Source organism: Bradyrhizobium sp. CCBAU 25360 (genome assembly GCF_028128695.1).
Taxonomy (GTDB): domain Bacteria; phylum Pseudomonadota; class Alphaproteobacteria; order Rhizobiales; family Xanthobacteraceae; genus Bradyrhizobium; species Bradyrhizobium ottawaense.
In genome coordinates this window covers 759,911-781,810 of sequence record NZ_LBJA01000045.1, presented here as the reverse complement: position 1 = coordinate 781,810, position 21,900 = coordinate 759,911, and the positions used below count along the sequence as shown (strand labels likewise).

Sequence of the window (21,900 nt, the reverse complement as noted above, 5' to 3'; positions counted from 1 at the left end):
ACTCAGGAGCGCGACTTCAATCGCGCGAGCCTCGCCGCAATTTCCTTGTCGCGATGCAGCGTGCTGAGCTCGTCGATGTCGCTCGAATAGGGAATACCCGGCGGCACGCCGGTGGCGCGTGCCACCGCCCTGCCCGCCCGCAGCGCCTTCGCTGCCGCAGAGCCGCCGCCCTGTTTTCGGGATGACGTCGAGGCCTGATGGGTTGCCGCCGCCGCCTCGCTCTTTTCGAGATCGGCACGGCGCTGCTCGGCGTCCTGGAGCGCAGACAGCACCGCGCGCAGCGAAGTGATGCATTGCTCGATCTTCTCGTTGTTCTCGTCGATGGCCCGGGAGAGCACATCGAACTGCGCCTCCAGATCCATCTGCCGCGCGATTCCGGCGCGGGCGAGATCGTCGCGGCTGTCAGCGATCGCCCCCTCGATCTTGGGGGCGAGATCGGCCATCTCGCGTTCGATCTCGGTACGGCGCGCGTTGAGGCGATACTCCTCGGCACGCGCAGCGGCGAGCCCGTCGCGCGCTTCGCTCTCGGCCCGCTCTATCTCGCGGATGGCCTGGCCGACCACTTTCAGCTTGTTCTTGCCTTCCGCCTGCTCGATCGCGTCATAGGCGATCCCGGCGATCAGGCGCCCGACCCGGGACAGGAAGTTTTCGGGAGCGGCAGCGATGGTATCCATGGCGTTCTCCTCCTCTGGCAGATTGTTCGGCGTGACGCCGTAGTGAACTTCAAAGCCGTCGTCGGTGCGGATGAGGCGCGCGGGCACGCTTTGCCCCCAGCCCTCGGCATAGCCGGCATAGTCGAAGGGCACGCTGAAGCGTCCCTCGACGGTCGCAATCGAGATGGTGGCCGGCCCCTTGATCTTGGCGAGCTTGTCGTCGAGCGGCAGACGGCGGCCCTGTGCCGCGCGATACTCGGCGCGGTCACGCAGGCCCAGCGTCACCAGGCGCGAAGGCAGCGCGGTCTGTTTGCGGATCGGGTCATAGGCGTGGGCATGCAGCAGGACGACATTGGAGCCGACATTGTGGCTCCGCGCGACCTCATCGAGGATCTCCATCATGCGGTCATAAGCCCTGAACGTCGCCTCCAGCGCGGCCTTGGCGGCCGAATCAGGGGCAAGCCTGTAACGCAGCGCGGACGGCGCGTTTCGGGGCGACTGGCTCATGGAAAGCACTAAAGCACCATTTTGGTGCTTTAGAAAGAGGAGGCGCAATCACGTTTCCCTGACCCTCATGCACGCTACTTATTAGTCGTTGTGCCAGGGACCCACGTTCAAGCCGGGCGTTCACCCCTAGATCACACCCGATCAAGACTTCTTGCACGCGCGGGTTGCAATTTGAAACGAAATGCAGGGAGGGTTCGGCAACGCTGCTGCCGCCCGCGTCACTCTCGCGTGTCCCGGACAAGCGTAGCGAAGCGCAGCGCAGAGCCGGGACCCAGGAAGCCGCGCCGCAGGCTGATGCGTGGGCCCCGGCTCTGCAGCGCACCGCCGAAGAGGCGCTGCGCTGCGTCCGGGGCACGAGACTGGAGTTGGGTGCGCCGCTCTTTCCAAGCCGTCATTGCGAGGAGCCCTTGCGACGAAGCAATCCAGAGTCTTTCCGTGGAGGGATTCTGGATTGCTTCGCTTCGCTCGCAATGACGGAGCGAGACGCAACGGCCTCTCTCCACCAACCCGCACCGCAGCGCGCAGACACACCACCGCACTCTCGCGGCTTGTCTCGCCCGAGCTTTGCTCGTTGCGTCACCTCCTCCGTCAGAGGGCGCAGGGAAGACCGGGTGCCGGCTGGCACCCGCGGTCCACTGTGCGAAACCTGCGTGACAAGAAGCTGCACAGCGGCATACAGGTGTAGCCAGGACAACCCGGCCTTCCCTGCGCAGTGGTTTGACGGCTTATGTCGTGCTCTCCCCGGGGAGCGTTGCACTATTGCCACCGTCGCCTTGCGGATGGCTGATGCGCTTGCCCGGTTGAGCAATACACATCACCGCAAGACTTGGCGCACAGACCCCGGGCGCCAGGACGACACGATTTTGCCGTACGCCGATCACACCGGTCGTGTGCGCGAGGTCTTTGCTCACGGCGCTCCGCCCTGCAAAACCCTTCGCGCCGATGTGACCCACGTCCACCGCAGCTCACCCCACGTTTCGTAACGATCGCGATACGCCCCTCTGACCGGGGTGAGGTGGCGGGACAATGCGACAAAGCCGAAATTCTGTAAAGGCGAATATTTTCACCTGCGCGTCTTGCCCCACGGCTAGCGTGTTTTGCCCGTCGGGCAGCGCAACCGCTTGTAGGCTAGGAGCCGGATTGCGCTGCGATCCCATCCGGGTGACGGGAGCTGCGGCCCCCGTTGATCCACAGGCTGTCCGCAGCATATCCACAGGACCGCCATCGCGAATTCGTCAGCCGGCGCGAGCCACTTGCTGCGCACAAATCCACAGGTCCTCAGCCGCCGGCCTGATCGAACACGCTGCGGCAGGCTTCGCTCAGGCTCGAGCGGTTGCGCCGCAGGCACGCCGTGATGGCGCGGACGTTGGGGATTTCGCCGGCGCAGAGCCGGTAGACGTCGGGCGTGCAGGCCCGGCGCTGTTCGGCTGTCCCCTGCGCGTGGGCGGCGGAAGCAAACAGCGTCAGGAACAGCCCGACCGTGGAGGCGCGGCGCGCCCGGCTCTTCACACCCGCAAACCGCAAGAACCTCGCCTTCATGACCAGTCTCCCGTTCCGCCGTGCCCGCTCCAGCCTGCATCGGGCCGGTATGCGAAGGGGTAGGAGAAATAAACCGCCGAGGATGTGATCTCTTTCACATTGCCGGCGCGGCGGAGGAACCTAGAGTTTCCCAGGGGATTTTTTACAAACCGCTAACCAATCGGGACCCGATCGCCGGATCGTTAAAATGCGAACGATCCGCTCAACCGGGTAACAAACCGGCTTTGCGACATTGCGCCGTCCGCGTTCTGCGAGGGTGCGATGAGAAGCGAAGCCGAATTCAACTTGTTGCTGGATGCCGTCCGGGACGCCATGGTCATTGAAGACTTTGCTCCCGCGCCGGAGGAGGAGTTCGTGCCCCGCTCGTGGAGTTTTGACGCGACGCCCAAAGCCGCCAATGACAACGAGGGCGCCTGGCCCCTCCTGCCGTTCCCCGACGGATGGTACGCAGCCTGCTGAGGGCTGCTTTCACGGTGAGCCGTAGCGCCCGCTTTCGCGGGCGTTTTGCCGTCGCCGGAAATCGGGTGGCGCGCCGATCAGGTCTTGACGCGTTCCTCGCCATCCTGCGGCGCCCGGTCGGGTGCGGCCGATGGAAAGATGCTGTCATAGATCGCACGGGCCTCGCGGATGAGGCGGGCCCGCTCCAGCTCGGATTTCGGGACAAATCGGACGATGTCGCCCACGGGTGCTCCAGCGCTCGTTGATGTCGGTCGCATCACTTCGCAGATGCGAAGTCTATGCCAACGGGCGTGAATCGGGGGTTCCAGCGAGCTCCGGACAAACCCGGTGATCGATCCGCCTCTCACGTCGGCAGAACGTTGCGCGCAGCATCAGCGGCGCCGGCGGCGAAATCGAATTATGGTGGGAGATCAGAGGGATATGATGGAGGCCACGACCAGAATTGAACTGGTGTACACGGTTTTGCAGACCGTTGCGTAACCACTCCGCCACGTGGCCCCGTAAGGCCGGAGCAATATAGGGGATGAAGGGTTTAGGCAACCGCCTTCGTCCGATTTTGGCTGGAGGCCGCCCCGTCAGGGGGACCTTCGAACCGCTACGCCTTCTTCCCGCCGGACCCCGCCAGATATTGCGCGAGAATCGTATCGGTTGCGCCGGCCGCGATGATCTTCCCCTGCTCCAGCAGGATCGCCCGGTTGCAGGTGCTCTGGATCAGCTCGATGTCATGCGAGGCGAGCACCAGGATGCCGGCGCGGGCGACGATCTCATCCAATCGCTGCCGCGCCTTCTTGCGGAATTGCTGGTCGCCGACGCCGATCCATTCGTCGAGCAGCACGATCTCGCCCTCGACCGCGGTTGCGACCGCGAAGATCAGGCGCAGCATCATGCCGCTGGAATAGGTGCGCAGCGGCAGGTCGAGCCGGTCGCCGAGCTCGGTGAACTCGGCAATCTCCGCCCGCCGCGCGTCGATCTCGGCGCGCCGCGCGCCGATCACGAGCCCGCGCCGCATGATGTTCTCGTAACCGGTCGCTTCCTCGTCGAAGCCGGCCTGCAAATCGAACAGCGACAGGCAGCGGCCGCGCACGTCGATGCTGCCCGCCGTCGGATGATAGATGCCGGCGAGAACCCGCAGCAGTGTGGTCTTGCCGGCACCATTGGCGCCGATGATGGCGAGGCGGTCGCCGGCGCGGATATCGAGGCTGACCTCGTTCAACGCCGTGATGAGGTGCGAGACCGCCGCCTTCCGGCGCAGCGTCACGGCGCCGACGAACCGGCTGCGCAGCGAGCGGTCGCGAAACGACAGCACCGGAAACGTGACCGAGACGTCGCGTAGCACGATGTGGGCCGTGGTGGTCATGCGCATCACAGCCAATACGCCACGCGATGGCGGTATTTTGCGTAGCAGCCGAGGCCGATGACGGCCACGACGATCGCATAGAGGGCCCCTAACAGCCATTGCTCCGCATCGGTCGGCTGCGACAACAGAGGCCGCCGCACCAGATCGAGCAGCGTCGCGAACGGATTGACCCGCGTCAGCCAGTGAAACGCGGTGCCGCGCGCGCTGTCCTCGGTCCAGATGATCGGCGTGAGAAAGAAGACGAATTGCAGGCCGCTGACGATCGCCGAACCAATGTCGCGAAAACGCGCGCAGAGCATGCCGAGTGCGACCGAGCCGCCGAGCAGCGCGAGGAACAGGATCGCAAACCCGGGCAGCGCGAGCAGCATGCTCCAGTGCAGCGGCCAGGGCATCACGACATAGAGCAGCACGACGATCACCAAATGATGCGCGAAGATGAGGACGTTGCGCGCGATCATCTGGAGGATATGAACGATCAGCGGCGCCGGCACCGCCTTGATGAGATGGCCGGACGCCACGAAGATGTTGGAGCCCTCCTGGAGCGTCGTGGCGATCAGGGTCCAGACGATCAGGCCGACCGCGAAGGACGGCAGGAAGGTGGCGATGTCCTGCCTGAACAGCGCCGCATAGACGGTGCCGACACTTGCGATCGTCGCGGCCAGCGTCAGCGTGATCCAGAGCGGGCCGATCACGGTCCTGCGGTAGCGCAGCGAAATGTCCATCAGCGCGAGCGTGCCCCAACGATCGGGCCGCGCCGCCTGTGCCAGAATTTCCTTTGCTGCGAGCTGAATACGACTGCCCCTCAGGTTCTCGCTCTCCGATGCCGCAACAGGAGAGCAGATCGAAACCGGTGTCGGCCGATCGTCTCTAGACGCCCGGCCCTCGCGGTGCAATCGACCGTACAGATGAACTAGGCCGAAGTCAGGCTCGTTTGCGCCGCCGGAAGTCGCGCCGGCCCTTCGGGGCAGGCTTGGGCGCCAATTCCGGCATCTCGGCCTGGACCTCGCGGTAGCGTGTTAACAGGCGTTCAAAGCTCGCATTCAGCGTCTCGGCGATGTCAGGACGCCGCTCGAGCCCGGCGAGAATCGTCGCCGCAGCCTCGATCGTGGAGAGCCCGTCCTTGCGCGGCTCCTTGCGCAGACGCCCATAGCGCGAGGGATGCGCCGGGTTGAGGATCACGCGCTGGCATTTGAGCATCCAGGGATTGCGCCACCACAGCGCCTTGGCCTGGCTCCAGGTGCCGTCGAGCAGCACGATTCCTTCGAGCTTGCCGAGGATTCCGCGCTGGTTCTCCGCGACCTCGCCCTTGCGGTTGAGCGCGACGATCTCGCCTTCCGCTTCGAGATCGGCGGCGCGGGCCGAGCCGAGATAGAGCACGGCCCAATGCGAGGCGTTCTCGACCGGCCGTCCCAGCGCCTTGGAAAGGCTCGGCCAGGACAGGCCGACCCGCACTGTGGCATCGGCAAAATGCCGGGCCAGCAGCCGCGCGGTGCCGAGCGCCCTGTCCTGCTCCTGCGGATGCTGCAGGATCAGGAGCCCGAGGCGGCTCTTTTCAATCGGCGTGACGCTGTCGCAGATGCACAGCGGCATCGGCTTCTGGCAATGCGGGCACTCGGGGATCGGATCGGCGGCGGCAATATCTGGCGGGTTCGACATGGGCGCCGCTATACGCTTGATGCGGCGCTTCAACAACCTATTCCGCCGGCGCAGGCACCGGACGCGGCTCCGACCGCCGCCGCAGGCGGTCGATCAAGAGGTAGATCACGGGCGTGGTGTAGAGCGTCAGGATCTGCGAGACGAACAGGCCGCCGATGATGGTGATGCCGAGCGGACGGCGCAGCTCGGTGCCGGGGCCGGTCGCGACCACGAGCGGAATGCCGGCGAACAGCGCCGCCATGGTCGTCATCAGGATCGGGCGGAAGCGCGCCTGGCAGGCCTCGAAGATCGCCTCCGCCGAGGACAGGCCGCGCTGGCGCTCGGCGTCGAGCGCGAAATCCACCATCATGATGCCGTTCTTCTTGACGATGCCGATCAACAGGATGATGCCGACGAAGGCGATCACTGTCAGCGGCGTGTTGGTGAGCTGCAGGGCGAGCAGCGCACCGAGCCCGGCCGAGGGCAGCGTCGAGATGATCGTGAGCGGATGGGCGAGGCTCTCATAGAGCACCCCGAGCACGATATACATCGCCACCAGCGCGCCGAGGATCAGCAGCGGCTGGCGGCCGCTGGTCTTGGCGAAGTCGCCGGCATTGCCGTCGAAGCTGCCGCGGATGCCTTCGGGCATGTGCAGTTCCTCCACCGCCCGCTGGATGTTCTGGGTCGCTGCCTGAAGCTGCACGTCCGGCAGCAGGTTGAACGACACCGTCGTCGAGGGAAACGACTGCGAGTGATAAACCGCGAGCGCGGCCAACCCACGCGTCGCGTGCACCACGGCCGACAGCGGCACCTGCGCGTCGCCCGCACCGGCGACGTAGATGCGGTCGAGATTGGAGGGATCGACCTGGAATTTCGGATCGATCTCCAGCACGGTCATGTATTGGTTGCGCTGGGTGTAGATGATCGAGATCTGCCGCTGCGAGAACGCGTTGTTCAGCGCATTATCGATATCCTGGACCCTGACGCCGAGCGCCGAGGCCTTCTGGCGGTCGATCGCGAGCGTGAGCTGAAGCCCGCCGGGATCGCGGTCGCTGGAGATGTCGGTGATGCCCTCGACGCTCTCCATGCGCTTGGCCACGATCGGCGCCCATTTCTGCAGCAGACCGAGGTCGGTGCTGGTCAGCGTGTACTGGTAGTCGGAATCGCTCTGCCGCCCGCCGGCGCGGACGTCCTGGGCGGCGAACATGAAGAGGCGGATGCCGGGCACGGGATACAGCGCGCGCCTCAGACGGTCGATCACGACCTGCGTCGAGACGTGGTCGCGCTCCTCCGGCGGCTTCAGGCTGATATACATGACGCCGCGGTTCGAGGTCGCTCCCCCCGGCCCGCCTCCGGCGCCGACGGTCGAGCCGATGCCGGCCACGGCCGGGTCCTGCATCACGATGTCGGCGAGCCGCTGCTGCAGGCCGAGCATCGACTGGAACGAGATGTCGGCCGAGGCGCGCGTCGCTCCGATCACGAAGCCGGAATCGTCGGTCGGGAAATAGCCCTTGGGGACCTTGATGTAGAGCGTCACGGTGAGACCGATGGTGGCGAAGAACACCAGCAGCGTCGCCAGCGGGTAGTCCAGCACGGTGCGCAAGGTTCGGGCGTAGAAGGCGACGATACGCGTCAGCGAGCCCTCGATAACACGGTCGAACAGCGTCGCCGTGCCGGACGTGGCCTGCCGGATGTAATGGGCGCAGATCATCGGCGTCACCGTGAGCGACACCAGCGTCGAGACCAGGATGGCGAAGGTCAGCGTCAGCGAGAATTCGCGCAAGAGGCGGCCGACGATGCCGTCCATGAAGATCAGCGGCGTGAACGCCGCGACCAGCGACAGGCTGATCGAGACCACCGTGAAGCCGATCTGCCTCGCGCCCTCCAGCGCCGCCCGAAGCGGCCGCATGCCGTGCTCGAGATTGCGATACATGTTCTCGATCATGACGATGGCGTCGTCGACCACGAAACCGACCGAGATCGCGAGCGCCATCAGCGACAGATTGTCGATCGAGAAGCCCGCGACCCACATGCCGGCGCAGGTTCCGGCCAGCGCCAGCGGCACCGAGATGCCGGCCGCGATCGTCGGCGTCAGCCTGCGCAGGAACACGAACACCACGACCATCACCAGGACCGCGGTCGCCAGCAATGTCCATTGCATGTCGAGCACGCTGGCGCGGATCGTCCCGGTGCGGTCGACCAGGGTGGAGATCTCGACGCCGGCCGGAATCCACTGCTTCAGCTGGGGGACCAGCGCCTTTACCCTGTCGACGGTATCGATGACGTTGGCATCGCCCTGCTTGGTGATCTGGATCAGCACCGCCGGCTGCTTGTTGAACCAGGCGATCGAGCGCGCGTTTCGGACGGAATCCTCGATGTCGGCGACGTCGGACAGCCGCACGAAATTGCCGTTGGCGCTCTTGATGACGATGTCGCGGAACTCTTTCGCCGTGCGCATCTGCTTGTTGAGGGCCAGCGTCTCGCTCTGGCGCTCGCCGTTGAAGATTCCGACGGGGCCGAGCGGGTTGGCGTTGACGATCGCGGTCCTGACGTCGTCGGTGGCGATGCCGGCGTTCGACAGCGCGACGGGGTTGAGCTGGACCCGCACGGCCGGCTGGTCGGCGCCTGATACCGTGACGTCACCGACTCCAGGCACCTGCGAGATGCGCTGCGCCAGCACCGTGTCGGCGACGTCGTAAATCGCGCTGGCGGATAGCGTCTTGGAGGTCAGCGCTAGCACGAAGACGGGCGCGCCGGCGGTGTTGGCCTTGCGGAAGCGCGGCAGCGTCGGCAGGTCGCTCGGCAAGTCGACCATCGCGGCGTTGATCGCTGCCTGCACGTCGCGCGCGGCCTTGTCGATGTTGCGGCCGATGTCGAACTGGAGCTGGATGCTGGTATTGCCGAGCGTCGAGGTCGAGGTGATCTGGTTGATGCCCGAGATCTCGCCGAGCCGCCGCTCCAGGGGTGAAGCCACCGTGGCCGCCATCACCGACGGGTCGGCGCCGGGCCGGCTGGCCGAGACGAAGATGGCGGGAAAGTCGACGTTCGGGACCGAGGCGACGGGAAGGAAATCGTAGGCGACCACACCCAGCAGGAACAACCCGATCGACAGCAGCGTGGTGGCAACCGGGCGGCGGATGAAGGGCTCCGAGATCGATGCCATCACTGCATCCCCTCGGTCGCGCCCGCGACCGGTGGTCCGCCGGATTCGGCGGGCGGCAGCGCCTGCTCGAGGCGGCGGTTGATGCGGTCGAGCGCGAGGTAGATCACGGGCGTGGTGTAGAGCGTCAGCAATTGGCTGAGCAGCAGGCCGCCGATGATGGAGATGCCGAGCGGAAAGCGCAGCTCGGCGCCGGTGCCGCTCTCGATCGCCAGCGGCAAGGCGCCGAACAGCGCCGCCAGCGTCGTCATCATGATCGGACGGAAGCGCAACAGGCAGGCCTGCACGATCGCCTCGTTGGGCGACATGCCCTGCCCGCGTTCGGCCTCGAGCGCGAAGTCGATCATCATGATCGCGTTCTTCTTGACGATGCCCATCAGCAGGATGATGCCGATCAGGCCGATCACCGAGAGGTCCTGCCCGCACAGCACCAGCGCCAGGATCGCCCCGACGCCGGCCGAGGGCAGCGTCGACAGGATCGTGATCGGGTGGATGTAGCTCTCATAGAGCACGCCGAGCACGATGTAGATCGTGATCACGGCCGCGAGCAGCAGCCAGGGTTGTCCCGCCAGCGCCTTGGCGAACTCGGCGGCATCGCCGGCATAGACGCCGACGATGCTGTTGGGCATTTCGATCCGGGTCTCGATCGCTTTCACGGCGTCGACGGCATCGCCGAGCGCGGCGCCCGGCGCGAGATTGAAGCTGAGCGACACGGACGGGAATTGCGCCTGGTGCGAGATCGCGAGCGGCGCCGTGGTGCGCTTCAGCGTCGCCACGGCCGACAGCGGCACCTGGGCGTTGGGCGCGCCGGCGGTCGCGCTCGCGGCGCCCGGCAGATAGAGTTTTGAAAGGATCGAGGGATCGCGCTGGTACATCGGCAGCGCCTCCAGCACCACGCGGTACTGGTTGGCCTGGCCGTAGATGGTCGAGATCTGGCGCTGCGCGAAGGCGTCGTTGAGCGTATCGGTGATGCCTTGCAGGCTGACGCCGAGCTGGCCCGCGCGGGTGCGATCGACGTCGAGTTGCGCCCGCAATCCGCCCTCCTGCGCCTCCGAGGAGACGTCGCGGAACAGGGGATCGCGCCGCATCTCCGTAACCAGCTTGCGCGCCCATTCCGACACCAGCGCCGCATCGGTGCCGGTCAGCGTGTACTGGTATTGCGAGCGGCTCGACTGGGTCGAGATCTGCACGTCCTGCACCGGCTGGAAATAGACGGTCATGCCGGGAATGCCCGCCACCCGCTGCTTCAACCGGGTCACGACCACGCTGACATCGTCCCGCCGCTCGCCGCGCGGCTTCAAGGTCATGACGAGACGGCCGACATTGGTGGTCGGATTGACCGAGCCAGCGCCGATCACCGAGACCACGCCGACCACGTCAGGGTCCGCCTTGATGGTGTCGGCGACCTCGCCCTGCCGCTTCTGCATCTCGGCAAACGACACGTCCGGCCCGGCCTCCGTCACCGCCGTGATCGAGGCGGTGTCCTGCAGCGGCAGGAAGCCTTTTGGGGCAACGACGTAGAGGACGAGGGTCGCAATCAGCGTGGCGAAGGTCACGACCAGCGTAGTCCGCTGGTGCTGCAAAACCACCAGCAGCGTCCGGTGATAGGCCTCGACGGTGCGGTCGATGAAGCGGCTGATGGCGGCGAGGCCCGGCACCGCCAGCTCCTCATGAGCATGCTTGAGCAGGCGCGAGCACATCATCGGCGTGAGCGTCAGCGAGACCACGGCCGAGGTCACAACCGCGATCGTCAAGGTCAGCGCGAACTCGCGGAACATGCGCCCGACGAGGCCGGACATGAACAGCAGCGGGATGAACACCGCGATCAGCGACACCGTCAGCGAGATCACGGTGAAGCCGATCTCCCTGGCGCCCTTCAGCGAGGCCTCCATCGGCCCGTCGCCATTCTCCATGTGGCGGACGATATTCTCGATCATGACGATGGCGTCGTCGACCACGAAGCCGGTGCCGATCGTGAGCGCCATAAGCGACAAATTGTCGAGGCTGAAGCCGGCGAAATACATGATGCCGAAGCTGGTGATCAGCGACAGCGGCAGCGCCACGCCGGCGATCAGGGTCGCCCGCAGCGAGCGCAGGAACAGCAGCACCACCAGCGTCACCAGCACGACACTGAGGACCAGCGTGAACTGCACGTCGTGGACCGAGGCGCGGATGGTCACGGTGCGATCGGACACGATGGTGAGGTTCACACCGGCCGGGATCGCGCGCTGCACTTTGGGGATTTCGGCGCGGATCTGGCTGACGACGTCGATCACGTTGGCACCGGGCTGGCGCTGGATGTCGATTATGACGGTGGGCGTGCCCTGGTACCAGCCGCCGGTGCGGTCGTTCTCGAGGCCATCGACGATCTGCGCGACGTCGGCGATGGTGACCGGCGAGCCGTTGCGGTAGGCGATGATGACGGGCTTGTAGGCGTCGGCGGCGGCGATCTGGTCGTTGGCCGCGATGATGTAGGATTGCTGCGCGCCGTCGAGCGAGCCTTTCGGCCCGGAGACGTTGGCATTGGCGATTGCGGTGCGCAGATCTTCCATGGCGATGCCGTAGGCGGCAAGCCGCGCCAGATCGGCCTGGATGCGCACGGCCGGTTTCAGCCCGCCGAGCACCGAGACCCGTCCGACGCCGGAGATCTGGCTCAGCCGTTGCGCCAGAAGCGTGTCGGCGATGTCGCTCATCGCCCGCAGCGAGATGGTGTCGGAGCGCAGCGCCAGCGTCATGACAGGCGCGTCCGCGGGGTTCACCTTGGCGTAGGTCGGCGGATACGGCAGCGTCTTGGGCAGCACGCCCGCCGCGGCGTTGATCGCGGCCTGCACGTCCTGGGTCGCACCGTCGATGTCGCGGTTGAGATCGAACTGCAGCGAGATCTGGCTGACGCCGAACGAGCTGGTCGAGTTCATCGCCGACAGCGACGGGATCTGCCCGAGCTGCCGCTCCAAGGGCGCCGTGATCAGCGAGGCGATCACGTCGGGGCTCGCGCCCGGAAGCTGCGTCGTCACCTGCACGGTCGGGAAATCGACCTGCGGCAGCGCCGAGACCGGCAGCGCGAAATAGCCCAGCAGCCCGCCGATCAGCAGCGCGATGCCGAGCAGCGAGGTCGCGATCGGACGGCGGATGAAGGGTTCGGAGACACCCATGGGATCTGCCTGCCGCTTCAAGCGGCTGTTGTCGGGATCATGGCTGCTTGGCTCCACTTCCCGATGCCCCCGGACCTGGAGCCGGCCCGGTCTGTCCTTTTTGGTCGCCTTCGCTGCTCTTGCGCTTGGCGCGGAACTCGCCGTCCTTACCCTGTCCGTCCTTCTGGTGCTCCTTCTGCCCTTCCTTGGCACCATCCTTCTTCTGGGCGTCGGGCCCGCGCGAGCGCTTGCGCGGGGCAAGATCAGCCGACGGGGTCTGGTCGTCGCGGCCGACGGTCACCTTGGAGCCGTCGGACAGATTGGCAAAGCCCGTGGTGACGACCCTGTCGGTCGCCGACAGGCCGCTGGCGATCACGGCGTCATGCTCGTTCTGCTGGGTCACCGTCACAGGCTTGGCCGAGACGATATTGTCATCGCCGATGACATAGCTGAACGTTCCGATCGGGCCGCGCTGCACGGCTGATGTCGGCACCACCAGCGCCTGCATCAGCGTCTCGACCTTGAGACGGACATTGACGAACTGGCCCGGCCAGAGCTGGTAGTTGGCGTTGGGAAATTCCGCCTTGAGCTTGAGCGTGCCGGTGGTCTGGTCGACCTGGTTGTCGATGCCGGTGAGCTTGCCGGTATCGATCACGGTGATGCCATCATTGCCGAACACGTCGACCGCGAGCGTGCCCTTGGCGGCCGCGGCGTTGACGCGCATGATCTGTTGCTGCGGCAGGCTGAACCACACCGCGATCGGCTGCAATTGCGTGATCACCACGAGGCCCGTGGTGTCGGAGGCGTGGATGATGTTGCCCTGATCGACCTGGCGCAGGCCGGCTCGCCCCGAGAGCGGCGCCACGATCTTGGTGTAGCTCAGCGTCGCCGCCGCGTTGTCGATCGCAGCCTGGTCGGCCTTGACCAGCGCCTCGGTCTGCGCGACCAGCGCGCGCTGGGTGTCGGCCTGCTGCTTGGAGCCGGCGTTGGAGGCAGCGAGCTGCTCGTACCGTGTCAGGTCGATGCGCTGGTTGGCGAGCTGGGCCTGGTCCTGCGCCTTCTTGGCGACCGCCTGGTCGTAGGTGGCCTGATAGAGCGCAGGATCGATTTCGCCGAGCACGTCGCCCTTCTTGACGTCCTGGCCCTCGGTGAAGTTCACGGCGATCAGCTTGCCGTCGACCTGCGAGCGCACGGTCACGGTGTTGAGCGCGCGGATCGCGCCGACGCCGTCGAGATAGACCGGAACGTCCTGAACGCGGGGCGTGGCCGCGAGCACGGGCACCGGCAGATCGAGCCTCTGGTTGTTGCGGTTGTTGGCCTGCTGCTGATGCGTGGCAGTCCAGCCGAGATAGAACAGGCCGCCGAGGATCGCGAGCGTGATCAGGGTCATGATGAAGCCGCGGCCGAGCGACTTCTTCGCCGTCCCCTCCTTCGCGTCCTGCTTCGTATCCGGCTTAAAGAGCATTGACCGGTTTCTCCATTCGCGGCTCCCAGCCGCCGCCGAGCGCCTGATACAGGCTGACGATGGCGAGCAAGCGGGCCAGTTGCGCCTGTGACAGCGCGTCTTCCGCCTGGAACAGGGTCAGTTGGGTGTTGAGCACGGTCACGATGTCGGCGGTGCCGGCGCGCAATTGCTGCTCGGAGAGATCGAAGGCGCGGCGCGAGGCGACGACCACGTCGCGCTGCAATTGCAGCTTGATCGTGGTCTGCTTGATCGAGAACAGCGCATTGTCGACGTCGGCAAACGACTGGATAATGGTCTTGCGGTAGGTCTGGAGCAATTCGTCCTGCCGCGCCTTGGCGAACTCGAAATTGCCGAGGATCTTGCCGCCGTCGAAGATCGGCTGCGTGGCGCTGCCGACGAGCTGGAAGAAGGCCGCATGGGGCTGGAACAGCGAGACCAAGGCCGAACTCTGATAGCCGCCATTGCCGGTGAGCTGGATGGTCGGAAAGAACTGAGCACGGGCATTGCCGATATTCGCCGTCGCCGAGGCGAGCTGCGCCTCCTGCCGGCGGATGTCGGGCCGCTGCGTCAGGAGCTCCGACGGCAGGCCGGGCGTCACGCGCGGGATTGCGATCCGGTCCAGCGAGCCGCCGAGCACGCGCACGCTCTCCGGCGGGCGCGAGACCAGGACGGCGAGTGCGTTGACGTTCTGGTCGAGCGTCTGGCGCAGCGGCGGCACCAGGGCCTTCTGGTTGGCAAGCACACTCTCCTGCTGGGCGACGTCGAGATCGGTGCCGGTGCCGGCCTTGCGCCGCTCCCTGACCGCATCGAGGATGCGCTGCGCGCTCGCAATGTTGCGCTGTGAGGTCCTGATGCGATCCTGCGAGGCCAGCACCTGGAAATAGGCATTGGCGACGGCCGCCAGCGTCGTTAGCGCGACCGTGTCGCGATCGAAGCGGTTGGCGTTCGCGGTCTCCTCCGCTGTCTGCAGCGCGTCGCGATTCTGGCCCCAGAAGTCGAGCTGGTAGCTCGCGCTCAGCGATGCCGAGTAATTGACGACCTCGCGCCCGCCGATGGAGAGGCCGGACGCGCTGGAGCCCGAAGTGCGCGAATAGGTTTCCGATCCGCCTGTCGACACGCTCGGCAGCAGCGCCGCACCCGCCTGCCGCGCCTGGGCGTCGGCCTGGACGATGCGCGCAACGGCGGCGGCGATGTCGAGGTTCACGGTCTGCGCCTCCTCCATCAGCTGCGTCAGCTCCGCGGAGCGGAAGCCGCGCCACCAATCCAGTGACGGCGGCGCATCACCCTTGCCCGCATATTTGTACTGCGTGGGTACGTCGAGGGCGGGATCCGGAAGGTCCTGGGTCAGCACGCAAGCACCCGAGCCGGCGGCAAGGCACAACACCGCAATCCAGCGCGCCGCGCGCAGCGTCCGGGATGCAGAACCTTCAGACCGCCGCATGGCGATCGCAGGAACATCCTCTGTCACATCCATCCCCCGCCGGGCAGATCGAACCGCCGCGCAGCCGGATTAGCCGATTCGCGGCGGGACAGTCGGGGGGCTTTGGACAACTCGTTCACAGCGGCGGTGCTTTCTGCGGAACCTCGAAAATCATACTAGCCGTGCGCTGACCAGCGGGACAGTCCCGCAGTTGCGAGATGGCCACGCCAATCAGGTGCGATCGAGCCGATCTGAATTCGAAAGGTGACTGTCTCGCAGGGATTTCTCTCATTCTGAAACATTGGGATACGCGATCAAGCTTACCAAGATTTCATGTGTTATTGCTGCCACAGTGGCATCTGAGCCTTTCCATCCGACCGCACCAGCCCCCGCGGCGTCGGTTCAGTCGTGCGCTCCGGCCGCTCCATCTCGCCTGGCCTTCAATTCCCGAAAGGGAGCCATCCCTCGTGCAGATATGATTTCGGCCATCCAGACCATCCACGTCCCTCGGGTTTCGGCTCATCGCACCCTTGGAAAAAAGCGGTCGTGAAGCGGCTGGTGGCGACCGTCATCCTCCGTGCTCTGGCGGAGTTCAGCCATTTCCTCCTATCGATATCTCGCCGCGTGGCCGAACACATCATCGCCGGCCTCGCCTCTCGATAATATCGCTGTTTGGACAGGCGTTTCAGCCGGTTTCGCCGCAGCGCAAAAGCCTTCCCCTTTGGCCTCCCAAGCACTAGGTTCTGGCCGACCAGATCAACCCCCTTGGTAGCGATTTCCCCGACATGACCATTCGAAATGACGTTGTCGAAGCCATCGGCAACACCCCGCTGATCAAGCTGAAGCGCGCCTCGGAACTGACCGGCTGCACCATTCTCGGCAAGGCCGAGTTCATGAATCCCGGCCAGTCGGTCAAGGATCGCGCCGGCAAATGGATGATCCTGGAGGCCGAGAAGCGCGGCGAGCTCAAGCCCGGTGGTCTGGTGGTGGAAGCGACCGCCGGCAATACCGGCATTGGCCTTGCGGTCGTCGCGAGCGCCCGCGGCTACCGCACCCTGATCGTGATCCCGGAGACGCAGAGCCAGGAGAAGAAGGATTTCCTGAAGCTGTGCGGCGCCGAGCTGATCGAGGTGCCGGCCCTGCCCTACGCCAATCCCAACAACTACCAGCATGTCGGTCGCCGTCTTGCTGACGAGCTGCGCAAGACCGAGCCGAACGGCGTGCTGTTCGCCGATCAGTGGAACAACCTCGACAATGCCAAGGCGCATTACGAGTCCACGGGCCCCGAAATCTGGGAGCAGAGCGGCGGTAAGGTCGACGGCTTCGTCTGCTCGGTCGGCAGCGGGGGCACGCTGGCTGGTGTCAGCCGTTACTTGAAAGAGAAGAACAAGAACGTGCGGATCGCATGCGCCGATCCGCACGGCGCCGGCATGTATGAATACTTCAGGACCGGCGATCCCAAGGCGACGCCGGGTGGCTCGATCACCGAGGGCATCGGCCTCAACCGGGCGACCGCCATCGTGGAGACCGCGAAGGTCGATGATGCCTATCTCATTCCCGATGCCGAAGCCGTCGGCGTGATCTACGAGCTGCTGCAGCACGAGGGCCTGTGCCTCGGCGGCTCGACCGGTGTCAACATCGTGGGCGCAATACGCCTCGCCAAGCAGCTCGGGCCCGGCAAGACCATCGTCACCGTGCTGTGCGATTCCGGCAGCCGTTATCAGTCGAAGCTGTTCAACGCGGACTTCATGCGCGCCAAGAACCTGCCGGTGCCGGAATGGTTGGAGAAGCGCAGCAACATCAAGCCACCCTTCGTGTGATCGTCACGCGCCCCCTCGGGTCGGGGACGCGGGTCCACAACGTCAGCGCCGTTCGGCCGGTTTACGCGACCTCGCCGCGTTCCGAGGCCGCGGCACAATAGTCGCGCCAGAACTGGCGGTAGCCCTCCTCGACCCTGCGCGTGTAGATCGCGACATTGCCGGCCGCCGAGGCTGCGATCTGAGCCGGCAGGCCCGCGCGCAATTTCGCGAGATACTCGGGCTGCGAGGCAAATTTGCGGGCGATCTCGACATAGCCGTCGTCATCCTCGGCGACCCAGTCGTCAAGCCCGACCGCCGCCACGATGGCACCGCCGGCGCGCGAGGAGGCGCCGTGGCCGAGCTTGGCCACGACTGGAACGCCCGCATAAAGGGATTCCCAGGTGCTGACGCCGCCATTCTGCGGAAATGGATCGAGCGAAATATCGACTCTCGCGAAGGCCTGAAGATGTTCCGCGCGCGCTGACGAGCCCAGGCAGGTGATGTTCTCTTCTGGGATGCCCTGGTTCACGAGTCGCGCAAGAAGGCCATCGCGCACCATGGGATCGTCAAGCAGCGTATGTTTGATGATGATCTTCGATCCGACCACCTCGCGCATCACTTTCGACCACACGCGGATCGCCTCGTCCGAGATCTTGTTGACGCGGTTGAACACGCCGAAAGTCACATGGCCGTTGCGGAGCATGGGAAGCTCCGAAGCAGGCACATCCAGGATCGGATCGATCGTGATCAGGCACGGCAGATCGTAGACCTTTTCGGCCAGCAGATGACGGGCCGATTCCGGAATGAAGATCGGATCGGCGAGCACGTAGTCCATGGTCTGAAGGCCCGTGCCCGTCGCGTGTCCAAAGCCCGTGACCTGAATCGGGGCCGGCTTGCGGGCGAAGACCGGAAGCCTGTTGCCGGTCGTATGCCCGGACACGTCGATCAGGATATCGACCTTGTCGGCCTCGATACGATCGGCCAGCTCATCGTCCGAAAGCTGCGCGGCGTCGACCCAGACGTCCGCCAACGACTTGAACTTGGCTGTCATCTCATCTCGTACCGGCGAGCACGAATAGCAGACGATCTCGAACTTGGCGTGATCATGGTGGCGCAGCACCGGTAAGAGGCCAAACGCCGCCGAGTGGTACCAGAACTCGGCCGCGACATACCCGACCACGATCCGCCTGCCGGGATCGAGCTGCCGGGGTGCAAGCTTCCTCTGTGGCAATCTGGCGCCGATCGCATCCCACCAGGATTTGCGCGCGGCCTGCTGGACCGCGAAATCGGCCTCGGAGAGAAAGTCGAGAAAGTAGATCTTCCGCGCGATCAAGTCCGGCTGGTCCGGCGCAATTGCCAGAGCGGCGTCGAGATGTTCGATGGCGGCTGCGATCTCTCCCTGGTTGGCAAAGCAGGAGCTCAGCAGCGCCAGGGCGATCGCCGAGCGCGGATTTTCCTCGAGCAACGCCGTGCAGGCCAGGATCGCCTGCGCCGTATTCCCCACGCTCAACGAGACTTCGGCCTTCCCCCGCAAAGCCACTTCGAGCTTCGGTGAAAGCGCCAGTGCCGCGTCAAAATCCGCAGCTGCCTGTTCGGGCCGCGACAGCGCGAAATTGAGCCGTCCGCGGTGCGCGAGGAGCTTTGCCGAACCTGGCCTGATCGCGAACGCCGCTGCGAGCGCGGCTTCCGCCTCGTCGTAATGCTTGAGCTCGATCCCGACCACGCCCTTGCCGATGAGGGCTTCGGCGTGACGCGGCTGAAACAACAGCGCGCGCTCGAAACTCTGTCTGGCGCGGTCAAATCGGCCCAGCGCCAGCTCGGCCAGACCCCGATTGCAGAGCGCATCGGGGTAGTCGGGCTTCAAGGCGATGGCGCGGTCATACAGTTCGATGGCTTGTTCCGGCAGGTTCATCTGGAGCAAGGCGTTGCCGAGGCCGGCCAGGGCCGGCGGAAAATTCGGCTTCAGCGCGATCGCCCTTTCCTGACACGCGCGGGCGGCCTCAAATTTCTGAAGGGACAGGTGGACAGCGGCGAGATTGTGATGCGCCTCGTGCGAACGCGGATCGATTGCGATCGCGCGCTCAAGCAGTTGTTGCGCCTCCTCCAGGCGCCCGCCCTGTTGCACGCTCAGGCCGAGCAAATGCGTGGCGTCAAAATGATCCGGAACGGCTTGCACGATCTGGCGACAAAGCGCCTCGCTCTCCGCATATCTGCCCTGGCCATAAGCGCTCGCCGCGGCGGGGATGATGGCGTCGGCCTGCTTCTTCAATTTCTTCTGCAACCGCGCATTCTGGAATGCGCGCGCGCCGGCGCTGCTCTGCAAGATGTCTCTCCGGAAGATGGCCCGCGGCGAGTCTAACTGATTCGCGTTCCGGGCCGGCCGGTCGGCGGGACTGGAAATCCTTCCGGGCTATTCCGGGGCTCGCTGCAGGATCCGGCTCAGGAACCGCCAGGTGCGTCTGCCCCGCTTGCCGCAGCCTCGTCGCTCTCCGCGGCGGCGGTACAATAGTCGCGCCAGAACTGACGATAACCCGCTTCGAGCTCGCGCGTGTAGATCTCGACATTACCGGCGGGCGAGGCTGCGATCCGAGCCGGCAATCCCGCGCGCAACTTCGCCAGATGCTCGGGCTGCGACGCAAATCTGCGGGCGATCTCGACATAGCCGTCGTCATCCTCGGCGACCCAGTCGCCGAGACCGACGGCGGCCACGATGGAGGCGCCGGCACGCGAAGAGGCTCCAATGCCGAGCTTGGCGACGACGGGAACGCCCTTGTAGAGGGATTCCCAGGTGCTGATGCCGCCATTCTGCGGGAACGTGTCGAGCGAAATATCGATCTTGTCGAAGGCCATCAGGTGGTCGTCGCGCGAGGTGGTGCCGAGGCAGGTGATGTCCTCCTCCGCAATGCCCTGCGCGATGAAGCGTGCGATCAGGCTATCGCGCAGCAGGGCATCATCGAGCAAACCATGCTTGAGGATGATCTTCGATCCCGGCACCTCCCGCATGATGCGCGACCACACACGAATCGCATCATCCGAAATCTTGTAGATGCGGTTGAACACGCCGAAGGTGACGTAGCCGTTGCGGAGCATCGGCAGCTCGGAGGGCTGCAGATTAGTGACTGGCTCCATCGTGATCAGGCACGGCAGATCGTAGATCTTTTCCGGAAACAAATGCCGAGCCGATGGCGGAATGAAGATGGGATCCGCGAGCACATAGTCCATGGTCGGCATGCCCGTGCCCGTCGCGTGTCCGAATCCCGTGGCCTGGATCGGAGCCGGCTTCCGCGCGAAGGCCTGCAGCCTGTTGCCGGTCGTGTGGCCGGAAACGTCGATCAGAATGTCGACGTTGTCGGCCTGAATACGATCGGCGAGCTCGTCGTCCGACATCTGCCAGGCGTCGACCCAGACGTCCGCCATTGACTTGAACTTGGCGGTGTACTCGTCCGCTCCCGGCCAGGAATAATAGCAGATGATCTCAAACTTGGCGTGATCGTGGTTGCGCAGCACGGGCAGCAGGGTAAGTCCCGCCGAATGCTGCCGGAATTCGGCGGCGACGTAGCCGACCACGATCCGCTTGTCCGGATCGAGCGGCCGCTTCGGCAGCGTCCTTCGCGGTATCTTCGAGCCGATCGCATCCCACCAGGACTTGCGCACCGCCTGCTGGACCGCGAAATCGGCGTCCGCGAGGTAGTCCAGCAAGAAGATCTTGCCCCTGATCGCGTCTCCATAATCCGGTCGGAGCGCAAGCGCGCGATCGAGATATTGGATCGCGGAGTCCATGTCTCCCTGGTTGGAATAGGCGAAGCCCAGCAGCGCCAACCCCATCTCGGAGCGCGGATTTCGCTCGATCAAGGTCGTCGCCGCCGCCATCGCCTGCGCGGTCCGTCCCATGACGAGGCAGACCTGCGCCTTGCCCCGAAGGGCCAGCTCGAGCTTGGGCGAAATCGCAAGCGCCGCATCGAAGTCCGCAAGCGCGGGCTCCAGGCGCTGCAGCTCGTAACTGAGCCGCCCGCGCTGGGCCAGGATCCTCGGCGCGCCGGGCTTGATCGCGAGCGCCATGGCGAGCTTGGCTGCCGCCTCCTCGTGGTGCCGCAGTTCCATGCTGACCATGCCGCTGCCGACGATGGCCTCCGCGTGACGCGGCTGAAACAGCAGGGCCCGATCGAAACTCTCCTTGGCGCGCATGATCTGCCCAAGCACGATCTCGACCATGCCGCGATTGCAGAGTGCGTCGGCATAATCCGGTTTGATCTTGATGGCGCGCTCGTGCAGCTCGAGCGCCTGTTCGTATAGCCCGAGATGCATCAGCGTGTTGCCAAGATTGGTCAGCGCAACCGCGAAATTGGGCTTCAGCGCGATCGCCCTCTCCTGGCATCGCCGCGCCTCCTCGTAATTGCCGAGGTCGAAATGCACGGTTGCGAGGTTGTTATGGGCATCGTGCAGGCGCGGATCGAGCGCAATCACGCGCTCCAGCAGCTCTTTCGCCTCCTCGAGGCGCCGGCCGTCATGGGCGCACATGCCGAGCAGATGCACAGCGTCGACGTGATCCGGAAGGGCTTTCAGGATTTCGCGGCACAGCGCCTCGGTCTCGGCATAGCGGCCCTGGCCATAGGCGTTCGCCGCAGCGGCGATGACGGCGTCGGCCTGCTTCATCAACTTCTTCTGCAATCGCGCATTCTGGAATGCGCGCGCGCCGCCGCCGCTGTTCTGCAAGGTGTCTCTCCGGAGGATGCCCTGACCCGGAGTCTAACTGATTCGCAGCCCTGGCCGGCTCG

13 protein-coding genes, 1 tRNA gene and 1 pseudogene are annotated in these 21,900 nt (G+C 65.2%); 2 read left to right on the top strand and 13 right to left on the bottom strand.

Features of this window, described 5'->3' with window-relative positions:
- Nucleotides 1–2 precede the first annotated feature (2 nt).
- Together XH81_RS37950 and XH81_RS37945 are read right to left on the bottom strand one after the other, a co-directional pair.
- Complete coding sequence (locus XH81_RS37950) at nt 3–1,169, bottom strand: PspA/IM30 family protein (RefSeq protein WP_271596811.1); 1,167 nt, start codon at nt 1,167–1,169, stop codon at nt 3–5.
- 1,269 nt (nt 1,170–2,438) lie between these two features.
- Nucleotides 2,439–2,699 carry a hypothetical protein gene (locus XH81_RS37945; RefSeq protein WP_015686208.1) on the bottom strand — a complete coding sequence of 87 codons (261 nt, stop codon included), beginning with the start codon at nt 2,697–2,699 and terminating at the stop codon, nt 2,439–2,441.
- A 261-nt stretch (nt 2,700–2,960) separates the two neighbouring features.
- Between XH81_RS37945 and XH81_RS37940 the strand changes: the two genes are divergently transcribed.
- Nucleotides 2,961–3,158 carry a hypothetical protein gene (locus XH81_RS37940; protein WP_028144701.1) on the top strand — a complete coding sequence of 66 codons (198 nt, stop codon included), beginning with the start codon at nt 2,961–2,963 and terminating at the stop codon, nt 3,156–3,158.
- Nucleotides 3,159–3,235: 77 nt separating this feature from the next.
- On the opposite strand, the gene XH81_RS37935 is transcribed toward XH81_RS37940, so the two are convergent.
- The 9 genes and pseudogenes from XH81_RS37935 to XH81_RS37895 form a co-directional block, all read right to left on the bottom strand.
- The gene (locus tag XH81_RS37935) at nt 3,236–3,382 is read right to left on the bottom strand and encodes a hypothetical protein (RefSeq protein WP_162832223.1); all 147 of its coding nucleotides are present in this window, start codon (nt 3,380–3,382) and stop codon (nt 3,236–3,238) included.
- Nucleotides 3,383–3,582: 200 nt separating this feature from the next.
- Nucleotides 3,583–3,656: transfer RNA gene (locus XH81_RS37930), tRNA-Cys, on the bottom strand.
- Nucleotides 3,657–3,753: 97 nt separating this feature from the next.
- Nucleotides 3,754–4,359 (bottom strand): annotated as a pseudogene (locus tag XH81_RS37925) (ABC transporter ATP-binding protein); the annotation flags it as partial.
- A 161-nt stretch (nt 4,360–4,520) separates the two neighbouring features.
- Nucleotides 4,521–5,237, bottom strand: a complete 717-nt coding sequence (locus XH81_RS37920) for an ABC transporter permease (RefSeq protein WP_028144703.1) — start codon at nt 5,235–5,237, stop codon at nt 4,521–4,523.
- 199 nt (nt 5,238–5,436) lie between these two features.
- Nucleotides 5,437–6,171, bottom strand: coding sequence for a tRNA-uridine aminocarboxypropyltransferase (locus tag XH81_RS37915; protein WP_028144704.1), 735 nt, complete (start codon nt 6,169–6,171; stop codon nt 5,437–5,439).
- A gap of 37 nt (nt 6,172–6,208) precedes the next feature.
- Complete coding sequence (locus tag XH81_RS37910) at nt 6,209–9,313, bottom strand: efflux RND transporter permease subunit (protein WP_028144705.1); 3,105 nt, start codon at nt 9,311–9,313, stop codon at nt 6,209–6,211.
- Nucleotides 9,313–12,462, bottom strand: coding sequence for an efflux RND transporter permease subunit (locus tag XH81_RS37905; protein WP_028144706.1), 3,150 nt, complete (start codon nt 12,460–12,462; stop codon nt 9,313–9,315). Before XH81_RS37905 ends, XH81_RS37910 begins: the two co-directional genes overlap by 1 nt.
- A gap of 37 nt (nt 12,463–12,499) precedes the next feature.
- Entirely contained in the window at nt 12,500–13,906 is a 1,407-nt protein-coding gene (locus XH81_RS37900) for an efflux RND transporter periplasmic adaptor subunit (protein ID WP_028144707.1), read from the bottom strand.
- Nucleotides 13,896–15,380 (bottom strand): efflux transporter outer membrane subunit, encoded by a 1,485-nt coding sequence (locus XH81_RS37895; RefSeq protein WP_085968199.1) that lies wholly within the window; start codon nt 15,378–15,380, stop codon nt 13,896–13,898. The genes XH81_RS37900 and XH81_RS37895 overlap by 11 nt, the downstream gene beginning before the upstream one ends.
- 731 nt (nt 15,381–16,111) lie before the next feature.
- Between XH81_RS37895 and XH81_RS37890 the strand changes: the two genes are divergently transcribed.
- Nucleotides 16,112–17,146 carry a cysteine synthase A gene (locus tag XH81_RS37890; RefSeq protein ID WP_028144709.1) on the top strand — a complete coding sequence of 345 codons (1,035 nt, stop codon included), beginning with the start codon at nt 16,112–16,114 and terminating at the stop codon, nt 17,144–17,146.
- A gap of 61 nt (nt 17,147–17,207) precedes the next feature.
- Here XH81_RS37890 and XH81_RS37885 read toward each other — a convergent pair whose 3' ends face one another.
- Both XH81_RS37885 and XH81_RS37880 read right to left on the bottom strand, forming a co-directional pair.
- Complete coding sequence (locus XH81_RS37885) at nt 17,208–19,448, bottom strand: O-linked N-acetylglucosamine transferase, SPINDLY family protein (protein WP_028144710.1); 2,241 nt, start codon at nt 19,446–19,448, stop codon at nt 17,208–17,210.
- A gap of 116 nt (nt 19,449–19,564) precedes the next feature.
- Nucleotides 19,565–21,838 (bottom strand): O-linked N-acetylglucosamine transferase, SPINDLY family protein, encoded by a 2,274-nt coding sequence (locus XH81_RS37880; RefSeq protein WP_028144711.1) that lies wholly within the window; start codon nt 21,836–21,838, stop codon nt 19,565–19,567.
- Nucleotides 21,839–21,900: the final 62 nt, after the last annotated feature.